1 tRNA gene and 2 rRNA genes are annotated in these 3,455 nt (G+C 45.2%); all 3 read left to right on the forward strand.

The features are described 5' to 3' along the window. The first annotated feature begins 27 nt into the window (after positions 1-27). The 3 genes from BM072_RS15120 to rrf all read left to right on the forward strand — a co-directional run bounded on the left by BM072_RS15120 (position 28) and on the right by rrf (position 3,411). Positions 28-101: transfer RNA gene (locus BM072_RS15120), tRNA-Ala, on the forward strand. Positions 102-356: 255 nt separating this feature from the next. Beyond that, positions 357-3,145, forward strand: a 23S ribosomal RNA gene (locus BM072_RS15125). A gap of 158 nt (positions 3,146-3,303) precedes the next feature. Continuing rightward, positions 3,304-3,411: ribosomal RNA gene (gene rrf, locus BM072_RS15130) — 5S ribosomal RNA — on the forward strand. Positions 3,412-3,455 lie beyond the last annotated feature (44 nt).

Consider the following 3,455-nt stretch of genomic DNA (forward strand, 5'->3'; position numbering starts at 1 on the left):
TAAATTCATAACTCATAATATTAAAGAGGGGGATTAGCTCAGCTGGCTAGAGCGCTTGCCTTGCACGCAAGAGGTCATCGGTTCGACTCCGATATTCTCCACGATTTTAAGAGGATAAGACTTAAGAAGTATAGAAGTAAGGCAACTTATAACTAAAAACTTATGACTTACCACTTAATAGAAGAGTTCATTGACATTATTGGAATACAAATACAATCAATAACAGATTAAGAAATTAATCAAAGCTAAATAGAATTAAATAATAAACGATTTAATTCGGCATTGAAAGGTATACAATTTACACATAAACGAGTAAAATTAACATAACCGCTCATAAATATGACGGTTGAATCGAGAAAAAAGTTACTAAGGGCGTACGGCGGATGCCTAGGCTTTGAGAGGCGATGAAGGACGTGATAAGCTGCGATAAGCTTCGGGGAGTGGCACATACACATTATATCCGAAGATTTCCGAATGGGGCAACCCGGCAGGTTGAAGGCCTGTCACTGCGTAAGCAGAGCGAACGTGGGGAACTGAAACATCTAAGTACCCATAGGAAAAGAAATCAATTGAGATTCCGTAAGTAGTGGCGAGCGAACGCGGATTAGCCCTAAAGACCATATATTTTTAGTAGAATAACCTGGAAAGGTTAACCGAAGAGGGTGATAGTCCTGTAAACGAAAAGGATATATGGTTGATAACGAGTAAGGCGGAACACGAGAAATTCTGTCCGAATATGGGAGGACCATCTTCCAAGGCTAAATACTCCTCAAAGACCGATAGTGAACTAGTACTGTGAAGGAAAGGTGAAAAGCATATCGAATAGATAGTTGAAATAGATCCTGAAACCGTACGCCTACAAGCGGTCGGAGCCCTACGGGGTGACGGCGTGCCTTTTGCATAATGATCCTACGAGTTAATGTCACTGGCAAGGTTAAGTACTTCAGGTACGGAGCCGTAGCGAAAGCGAGTCTGAATAGGGCGATACAGTCAGTGGTATTAGACGCGAAACCTTGTGATCTACCCATGGGCAGGTTGAAGCTTTGGTAACACAAAGTGGAGGACCGAACCGGTTGACGTTGAAAAGTCTTCGGATGACCTGTGGGTAGGGGTGAAAGGCCAATCAAACTGGGAAATAGCTCGTACTCCCCGAAATGCATTTAGGTGCAGCGTCATGTGAAGTATATTAGAGGTAGAGCTACTGATTGGATGCGGGGGAGTCAAATCCTACCAATTCCTGACAAACTCCGAATGCTAATATATGTTTCATGGCAGTGAGGGCATGGGTGCTAAGGTCCATGTCCGAGAGGGAAAGAACCCAGACCATCAGCTAAGGTCCCCAAATATATGCTAAGTTGAATAAACGCGGTTGGATTGCATTGACAGCTAGGATGTTAGCTTGGAAGCAGCTATTCATTTAACGAGTGCGTAACAGCTCACTAGTCGAGCGATCCGGCATGGATAATAATCGGGCATAAGCATATTACCGAAGCTATGGATTTGTACTGAAATATGTACATCTGGTAGGGGAGCATTCTAGCGGCGCAGAAGTCGTTCCGGCAAGGAGCGGTGGAGCTTCTAGAAAAGAAAATGTAGGAATGAGTAACGATAAAATAAGTGAGAAACTTATTCGCCGTAAGACTAAGGTTTCCTCAGCTATGCTAATCAGCTGAGGGTTAGTCGGGACCTAACGCGAACCCGAAAGGGGTAGTGGATGGCAAATGGGTTAATATTCCCATACCTGCTCTCAATAAAAGTGACGAATGATCGTAGGAGGTGCGTACTGACGGAATAGTACGTTGAACTTAGGTAAACTAAGGATAGTACACAAAGGTTTCGGCTGGAGTGATAACCCTCTGAAGATTGTTCCAAGAAATAGCGAGAGAAGCAGCCCGTACCGTAAACCGACACAGGTGGTCGAGGAGAGTATCCTAAGGCGCTCGAGCGATTCATGGTTAAGGAATTAGGCAAAATAGCCCCGTAACTTCGGGAGAAGGGGCGCTGGTAGCAATATCAGCCTCAGTAAAAAGGCCCAGGCGACTGTTTATCAAAAACACAGGACTCTGCTAAATAGAAATATGACGTATAGGGTCTGACACCTGCCCGGTGCTGGAAGGTTAAGGAAGGGGGTTAGAAGTAATTCGAAGCTCTTAACTGAAGCCCCAGTAAACGGCGGCCGTAACTATAACGGTCCTAAGGTAGCGAAATTCCTTGTCGGGTAAGTTCCGACCTGCACGAATGGTGTAACGATCTGGGCACTGTCTCAACCATGATCTCGGTGAAATTGTAGTATCGGTGAAGATGCCGGTTAATCGCAACGGGACGAAAAGACCCTGTGAACCTTTACTATAGCTTTGTATTGACTTCGGGTAAATAATGTGTAGGATAGGTGGGAGACTATGAAGCAGCGTCGCTAGGCGTTGTGGAGTCATTGTTGAAATACCACCCTTTATTTACTTGGAGCCTAACTTCTGATTCAGAAGGACAGTGCATGGTGGGTAGTTTGACTGGGGTGGTCGCCTCCAAAAGAGTAACGGAGGCTTTCAAAGGTACCCTCAGCACGCTTGGTAACCGTGCGTAGAGTGTAATGGCATAAGGGTGCTTGACTGTGAGGCCAACAAGCCGAGCAGGTGCGAAAGCAGGACATAGTGATCCGGTGGTTCCGTATGGAAGGGCCATCGCTCAAAGGATAAAAGGTACTCCGGGGATAACAGGCTAGTCTCCCCCAAGAGCTCACATCGACGGGGAGGTTCGGCACCTCGATGTCGGCTCGTCACATCCTGGGGCTGGAGAAGGTCCCAAGGGTTGGGCTGTTCGCCCATTAAAGTGGCACGCGAGCTGGGTTCAGAACGTCGTGAGACAGTTCGGTCTCTATCTGTTGTGATCGTTAGAAGTTTGAGCGGAGTTGACTCTAGTACGAGAGGACCGTGTTGAACAAACCTCTGGTGTATCAGTTGTGCCGCCAGGTGCACCGCTGAGTAGCTACGTTTGGAAGAGATAAGCGCTGAAAGCATATAAGCGCGAAACTCGCCGCAAGATTAGACTTCTTTAAAGGGTCGTTGTAGACTACAACGTTGATAGGCTATAGATGTAAAGGCAGTGATGTCATAGTCGAGTAGTACTAATTACCCATAGACTTTTTCAGATTAGAAATAATCAAGTAGATTTGACCGTCATAGAGAAGGTTAGTTAATCTTATTTGGATTATGTCGTATACGAAGAAAATGTATTAGCGATTGATTGTAAAATAAAACCAGTAATGTCAAAGAAATACTAGGAACTAATAACCTAAGTTAAAAATATTAGGGTGACTATAGCTGCAGGGCTCACCTCTTCCCATTCCGAACAGAGAAGTTAAGCCTGCCTGCGCCGATGGTACTGCTATTGCGGGAGAGTAGGTCGTCGCCAGTTTTTATAAAGAGTCTCAAGATTTATTTCTTGAGACTTTTTTTATG

Source organism: Algoriella xinjiangensis, assembly GCF_900115015.1.
Taxonomy (GTDB): domain Bacteria; phylum Bacteroidota; class Bacteroidia; order Flavobacteriales; family Weeksellaceae; genus Empedobacter; species Empedobacter xinjiangensis.